The sequence below is a fragment of the Devosia insulae DS-56 genome, from assembly GCF_000970465.2.
Taxonomy (GTDB): Bacteria; Pseudomonadota; Alphaproteobacteria; order Rhizobiales; family Devosiaceae; genus Devosia_A; species Devosia_A insulae.
Map to the genome: position 1 here is coordinate 1 of NZ_LAJE02000105.1, position 5,905 is coordinate 5,905.

Consider the following 5,905-nt stretch of genomic DNA (forward strand, 5'->3'; position numbering starts at 1 on the left):
TCCACCAGCTTCGCTGGTCCCCCCTCCCCCGCTGCGCGGTGGAGGAGCACTGAGAGACCGGTGGCTGCCTTGTCCTAGATGCTGATGGCATTGGCCGCCGCGTAGGCTTCCTTCAGCACCATGTCGGCCGGCATCAGCGGCAGCAGCTTCATCATCAGGTTGCGCATCCAGATGCCGAAATTGCCTTTCGGAACGAAGCCGCCGACGGCCTTGTGCGCCAACGTCTGGCTGGCATCGACAAAGGGCTGCAGCTTGCGCTGGTAGTTGGTGAACGCCACCTGGTGATCGTCACGCGAGGCATTCAGCTCGTGGGCGAGAATGTAGGCTCCGACCACCGCCATGCCGGTGCCCATGCCCGAAAGCGGCGAAGCGCAATGCGCCGCATCGCCCAGCAGCGCGACGCGGCCGCGCGACCAGCGCTCGATTACCACCTGGCTGATGGTGTCGAAGTAGAAATCCGGCGCAAACTCCATGTCGGCAAGGATCTGCGGCACGTACCAGCCCTGCCCGGCGAAGCGCTGCCGCACGAACTGTTTCTGCGCCCCGAAATCGCGATAGTCGTAATCGCCGAAATCGCCATCGAAGAACATCAGCGCCCGCGCCTCGCGGTTCTGCCGCGCACTGTAGACGCCGGCGATGGTGCCAGGGGCGCTGAACAGCCGGCCGGAATAATCGAGGTTCAGCCGGTTGGGGACCGTGAAGATCGAGGCATAGAGCCCGAGATCGCGCACGAACTGCTCCTCCGGGCCAAAGGCCAGCGTGCGGACGTTGGAGTGCAGCCCATCGGCGCCGATCACCAGGTCGAAGCTGCGGCGCATGCCGCTCTCGAAGCGGACCTCGACGCCCGCATCCAGTTCGGTGAGCTCGGCGATCGAGTCGCCGAAGATGTATTCGGTGCCGGCCTCGGTGGCGTCATAGAGGATGCGCGCCAGGTCACCGCGCATGATCTCGAGTTCGCCGCTGAAGGCGGCGGCCGGCATGGTGGCGACTTCGCGGTCGTGGCGATCGACATAGTACATGTCGCCCATATTGGTGGCCTCGGCCTTCACCGCGTCGAGCAGCTCCATGCGGCGCAGCGCTTCCATCGAGGTGCCGCGGAAATCCACGGCGTAGCCGCCCTCGCGCAACTGCCTGGCGCGCTCGACGATGGTCGGCTGGAAGCCATAGCGGCTGAGCCAGAAGGCGAGGGACGGGCCGGCGACGCTGGCGCCGGAGATCAGCACGGTACGGATCGGGTGGTGGGTCATCACGGCATCTCCTGTTGCGATGTCGATATTCATACGTATGTATAAAACATCTGTCTAGATGATTTTCATACGATCGTATAGAAACGACTCGTCACGACCGCTAGGAAGGGGACATGGGACATAAGGAAGATCTGCTCGCCGGCGCCAAAAAGTGCCTCCGCGAGAAGGGTTACGCCAACACCACGGCGCGCGACATCGTCGCCGCCTCGGGCACCAACCTCGCCTCGATCGGCTACCATTTCGGCTCGAAGGACGCGCTGATGACGCAGGCGATCGTCGAGATGCTGAGCGACTGGGGCGACCAGTTCGGCGACGAGTCGGCGGGCTCGATTGCCGACTACGGCAAGCGGTTCGAGACGCATTGGCGCGACCTCGCGGCCGCCGTCGCCCGCGACCGCCAGCTGTCGCTCGCCAGCTTCGAGAACGCCTCCACCTCGATGCGCATTCCCGAGCTCTCGGCCATCATTGCCGAGGGACAGGAAGAGGCGCGCGTCGGGATGGGCGACGACTTCGCCGCACCCGACGCCGATGCCGCCACCAAGCGGGCCGTCGGCTCGCTGATGCTGGCCGTCACCACCGGCGTCATCGCGCAGTGGCTGGTCGACCCCAAACGCTCCCCCTCCCCCGATGATATCGTCAAGGCGTTCCAGGCGATCGGCGAGGCGTTTGCGCGGAAGTAGCAGCAGTTCCAGGCGGGTGATTTGCCACCTGTTCGGCACCCCACCGGCTGTCATCCCGGCGCAAGCTGGCGACGCGCTAAGTTAGGGTCCCACCCACCGGGTCATTCCCGAGAAAGCGGGAACCTCTGTTTTGGTGCCTGCCGCGCGATCGCAAACGGAGTTCCCCGCTTTCGGAGGATGACACCGAGTTTGGTTGGCTGGCAGCGAACCAGCTTGACTCTCATAGCTAACGCTTGTAGCTATCATAGCTACACACGTTATCTATAGAGGTTCGCTATGCCCTCCACTCCCGGCTTCCCACCGAACTCCATCGTGACCATGCTGCGCGTCGAAGGGCTGGTGGTGCTCATTGCAGCCGTCACCGCCTACTGGTTCCTCGGCGGCAATTGGTGGCTGTTCGCCGTGCTGCTGCTGGCCCCCGACCTCAGCTTCTTCGGCCTCTATGCGGGCGAGACCGCGGGGGCGAAAATCTACAACCTCGCCCATACCTATGCTGTCCCCGCCCTCCTCGGCGCCATCGGCTGGTTCGGCGGCATCTTCTGGCTGACGGAAGTCGCGCTGATCTGGGCCGCGCATATCGGTATGGACCGCGCCGTCGGTTATGGCCTCAAGTATCCGGGCGTCGCCCACCACACCCATCTCGGCCTCATCGGCCCTGCCAGCAAGGCCGCACGCAATGCCGACGCCCGCTAAGACCTCGCCCACGCAACTGGCGGCCATCGCTCGGGCGCTGGTCGAAACCGCCGGCCCCGATGCCCTCACCATGGGCGCCGTGGCGGCGAGCGCCGGCGTCAAGCCGCCTTCGCTCTACAAGCACTTCGCCGATCGTGCGGCGATCCTCAAGGTGGTCGAGATCGGGATCCTCCACGAGCTCGAAGCCTATCTCCGGCGCGAAATGCTGGGGCCGACGCCCAAGGCGCGCCTGGTCGCCATGGCCGCGGCCTATCGTCGTTTCGGCCGCACCGCGCCCAACCGCTACAAGGCGATCTACAGCGGCAACGCCTTCACCGACCCCGAAATCCGCGCCGCCTGCCTGTTCTCGGCGCAACCATTGTTCGAGGAACTGAAAGCCGCGGGCATTGCCGAAGCGCGCATCCTGCCGCTGTCGCGCACGCTGGTGTCGTTCCTGCACGGCTTCGTGCTGATGGAGATCGGCAACGCCTTCAACCTCGGCGGCAGCATCGAGGAGGCGTTCGACTCGAGCCTCGAGACGATCCTGCGAGAAATAGCCTAGCAGCCTGTCGATCCCGGCGGCGTTCACTCGTCGGGATGGTGAAAGCGGCCAACGCCGCCCAACCGAGGAGGAAGTCGATGGGTTCGAGCGTGCTGTACATGTCGATGTCGGTGGATGGCTTCATCACCGGGCCGAACGTCCGGCCGGACAATGGGCTTGGTGACGAGGGCCAGCACCTGCACGACTGGGCGTTCGGCGATGCCGAAGGTGGCGATTTCGATGCCGCGATCGCGCAGCTCAAGGGCGTCAACCGGCAGATCTGGGACGAGATGATGGCGACCGGTGCGGTGGTCGCCGGGCGCCATACGTTCGAGCCCGCCGGGGGGTGGAATGGCGACCATCACGACGGCGTCGAGATTTTCATCGTGAGCCGGCACGAGGCACCTGAGTGGGTGCGAAAGTGGCGAAACGTCCACTATGTCGACGATCTCGGTGTCGCAATGCGCGAAGCCAAGGCGGCAGCAGGCGAGCGGAATGTGATGATGCATGGCGGCGGCACGCTGGTGCCGATGGCGCTCAAGGCCGGCTTGCTCGACGAGCTGATGCTCCACCAGGTGCGGTTCCTGCTTGGCGAAGGCACGCGCCTGTTCGACGGGCTGGGCTTCGGGCTGCGCCAGCTGGAACGGCTGCGGGTGCTCGACGGCGAAGGCGTCACGCACCTGCACTACCGGGTGCGTAAGTAGTCCCCTACTCCGCCGCCTTCAAATCAAGGAAGCCTCCTGACTGGCGGGCCCAGAGCGTTGCGTAGTGGCCGCCGGCCGCCAGCAGCTCGGCGTGGGTGCCCTGTTCGACGATCCGCCCCGCTTCCAGCACGATCAGCCGGTCCATCTCGGCGATGGTCGAGAGCCGATGGGCGATGGCGAGCACGGTCTTGCCCTGCATCAGCGTCTTCAGCTGGCTCTGGATCGCTGCTTCGACCTCGCTGTCGAGCGCCGAGGTGGCCTCGTCGAGCACCAGGATCGGGGCGTTCTTCAACAGCACGCGGGCAATCGCCACACGCTGGCGCTGGCCGCCCGAGAGCTTGACGCCGCGCTCGCCGACAAAGGCGTCGTAAGCCGTGCGGCCCTTCTGGTCGATCAGCTGCTCGATGAAATCGTCGGCCTCGGCCGAAGCCGCTGCGGCGAACATCTCGTCGTCGGTGGCATCGGGCCGCCCGTAAGTCAGGTTGGCGCGGATCGAGCGGTGCAGCAGCGAGGTATCCTGCGTCACCACGCCGATATTGGCGCGCAGCGACTCCTGCGTGACATGCGCGATGTCCTGCCCATCGATCGAGATGGTACCGCCCTGCACATCGTAGAAGCGCAGCAGCAGGTTGACGATGGTCGACTTGCCCGCCCCGGAGCGGCCGATCAGCCCGACCCGTTCGCCTGCCTTGATCTGCAACTGCAGGTCATCGATTACCGGCAGGGCATTGTCGTATTTGAAGCTGACATGGTCGAAGCTGATGGCCGCCTCGGTCACCCGCAGCGGTTTGGCATCCGGCGCGTCGATCAGCCCGAGCGGCCGAGCGATCAGCTCGGCCGAGTTCTGCGCCGTGCCATAGTTGCGCATCAGGCCGTTGAGCTGGTTCATCAGCCGACCGAGGAGGTTGTAGAGCCGCAGCACCAGCCCAGTGGTGAAGGCGACGCCACCGACGCTCACCAGCCCCTCGGTCCACAGGTGCACCGAGAGCGCCGCGATGCCGGCAATCGCTACGCCGGACAGCATTCCCATCGCCGTGCGCACCCCAACCAGCGTCCGCGCCAGTTTGGTCATCGCGGCAATGAAGCTCTCGAAGCCGGATTTGACGAACTTGTCGTCCGCCTCGGCTGTGCCGAACAGTTTTAGCGTCTGGATGTTGGAGAAGCTGTCGACGATGCGCCCGGTCAGCACCGAGGCCTGTTCTGCCGCGCCGGCCGAGTATTTTCGCATCCTCGGCACGTAGTAGCGCGCCAGTCCGGCAAAGGCCGCGACCCAGAGCAGCACCGCGGCGGCCAGCCGCCAGTCGAGCTGGCCGACCAGCACCACGGTCGTCACGGTGTAAATGCCGATGAACCACACCACCTGCAGCAGGCTGACCATGAAGTCGCCCACCGCGCCGCCCGACTGCCAGACTTTTGAGGCGATCGAGCCGGCAAAATCGTTCTGAAAGAAGGTGAGGTTCTGCCGGATCACATGGGCGTAGGCCTGCCAGCGCACCAGGTTGTAAAAGCCGAGATTGACGGTCTGCTCTTCCACCGTGGCCGACAGCCAGGTGATGATGAAGCGGACGCCCAGCGTCACCACCAGCATCCAAATGAGCTCCGGACCGAACCCGGCAATCAGCCCGGCCCAGCCCTCGGCCTGGCTCGAGCTATCGAGAATGTCGACGATGCGGCCGACATAGTAGAACAGCGCCGCCTCGACCAGCGCCACCAGCCCGCCCAGCACCAGCAGCGAGGCGAAGGCGAGTTTGGCCTGCGCGATGTAGAACCAGAAGAACCGCCAGGTTACCGCCGGCGGCTGCAGATCGCCAGACTTCCCGAAAGGGTCGGTCCAGCGCTCGAAAAAGCGGTGAATGGGCTCGAGCAGCTTCATGGGTGTTCTCGTTGAACCCTCAATAGCTTGAGTCCTAACGAAGGGAACGTGAAATCGGGGTAAGGTGACGGAGTCACCGATGATGCCCCTAGCGTTTCCCTCCCCCTCTGCGGGGAGGGATCAAGGGTGGGGGGCGCCACGCGCGCGGTGCGCGCTGCTCCCCCCACCCTGGCTCTTATACACCTCTC

General features: G+C 65.0%; 6 protein-coding genes. 4 read left to right on the forward strand and 2 right to left on the reverse strand.

What is annotated here, in order from left to right; genetic code table 11:
• Positions 1-74 precede the first annotated feature (74 nt).
• Positions 75-1,247: an FAD-dependent monooxygenase gene (locus VW23_RS06865; RefSeq protein ID WP_069908845.1), complete on the reverse strand. Its 1,173-nt coding sequence runs from the start codon at positions 1,245-1,247 to the stop codon at positions 75-77.
• A gap of 113 nt (positions 1,248-1,360) precedes the next feature.
• On the opposite strand from VW23_RS06865, the gene VW23_RS06870 reads away from it, so the two are divergent.
• From VW23_RS06870 to VW23_RS06885, 4 genes are all read left to right on the forward strand, one after another.
• Positions 1,361-1,927, forward strand: coding sequence for a TetR/AcrR family transcriptional regulator (locus tag VW23_RS06870; protein WP_069908840.1), 567 nt, complete (start codon positions 1,361-1,363; stop codon positions 1,925-1,927).
• A gap of 276 nt (positions 1,928-2,203) precedes the next feature.
• A complete protein-coding gene (locus tag VW23_RS06875) occupies positions 2,204-2,620 on the forward strand; it encodes a DUF4260 domain-containing protein (RefSeq protein ID WP_069908841.1) in 417 nt (138 codons plus the stop codon).
• A complete protein-coding gene (locus tag VW23_RS06880) occupies positions 2,604-3,161 on the forward strand; it encodes a TetR/AcrR family transcriptional regulator (protein WP_069908842.1) in 558 nt (185 codons plus the stop codon). The genes VW23_RS06875 and VW23_RS06880 overlap by 17 nt, the downstream gene beginning before the upstream one ends.
• Before the next feature lie 77 nt (positions 3,162-3,238).
• Positions 3,239-3,844: a dihydrofolate reductase family protein gene (locus VW23_RS06885; RefSeq protein ID WP_069908843.1), complete on the forward strand. Its 606-nt coding sequence runs from the start codon at positions 3,239-3,241 to the stop codon at positions 3,842-3,844.
• A 4-nt stretch (positions 3,845-3,848) separates the two neighbouring features.
• Here VW23_RS06885 and VW23_RS06890 read toward each other — a convergent pair whose 3' ends face one another.
• Positions 3,849-5,717, reverse strand: a complete 1,869-nt coding sequence (locus VW23_RS06890) for an ABC transporter ATP-binding protein (RefSeq protein WP_141728246.1) — start codon at positions 5,715-5,717, stop codon at positions 3,849-3,851.
• Between the last annotated feature and the right edge of the window lie 188 nt (positions 5,718-5,905).

What these genes read in the sequence shown, in the direction of transcription:
- VW23_RS06885 (WP_069908843.1), top strand. Translation starts at nt 3,239, where the DNA reads ATGGGTTCGAGCGTGCTGTACATGTCGATGTCGGTGGATGGCTTCATC.
- VW23_RS06870 (WP_069908840.1), top strand. Translation starts at nt 1,361, where the DNA reads ATGGGACATAAGGAAGATCTGCTCGCCGGCGCCAAAAAGTGCCTCCGC.
- VW23_RS06890 (WP_141728246.1), bottom strand. Translation starts at nt 5,717, where the DNA reads ATGAAGCTGCTCGAGCCCATTCACCGCTTTTTCGAGCGCTGGACCGAC.
- VW23_RS06875 (WP_069908841.1), top strand. Translation starts at nt 2,204, where the DNA reads ATGCCCTCCACTCCCGGCTTCCCACCGAACTCCATCGTGACCATGCTG.
- VW23_RS06865 (WP_069908845.1), bottom strand. Translation starts at nt 1,247, where the DNA reads ATGACCCACCACCCGATCCGTACCGTGCTGATCTCCGGCGCCAGCGTC.
- VW23_RS06880 (WP_069908842.1), top strand. Translation starts at nt 2,604, where the DNA reads ATGCCGACGCCCGCTAAGACCTCGCCCACGCAACTGGCGGCCATCGCT.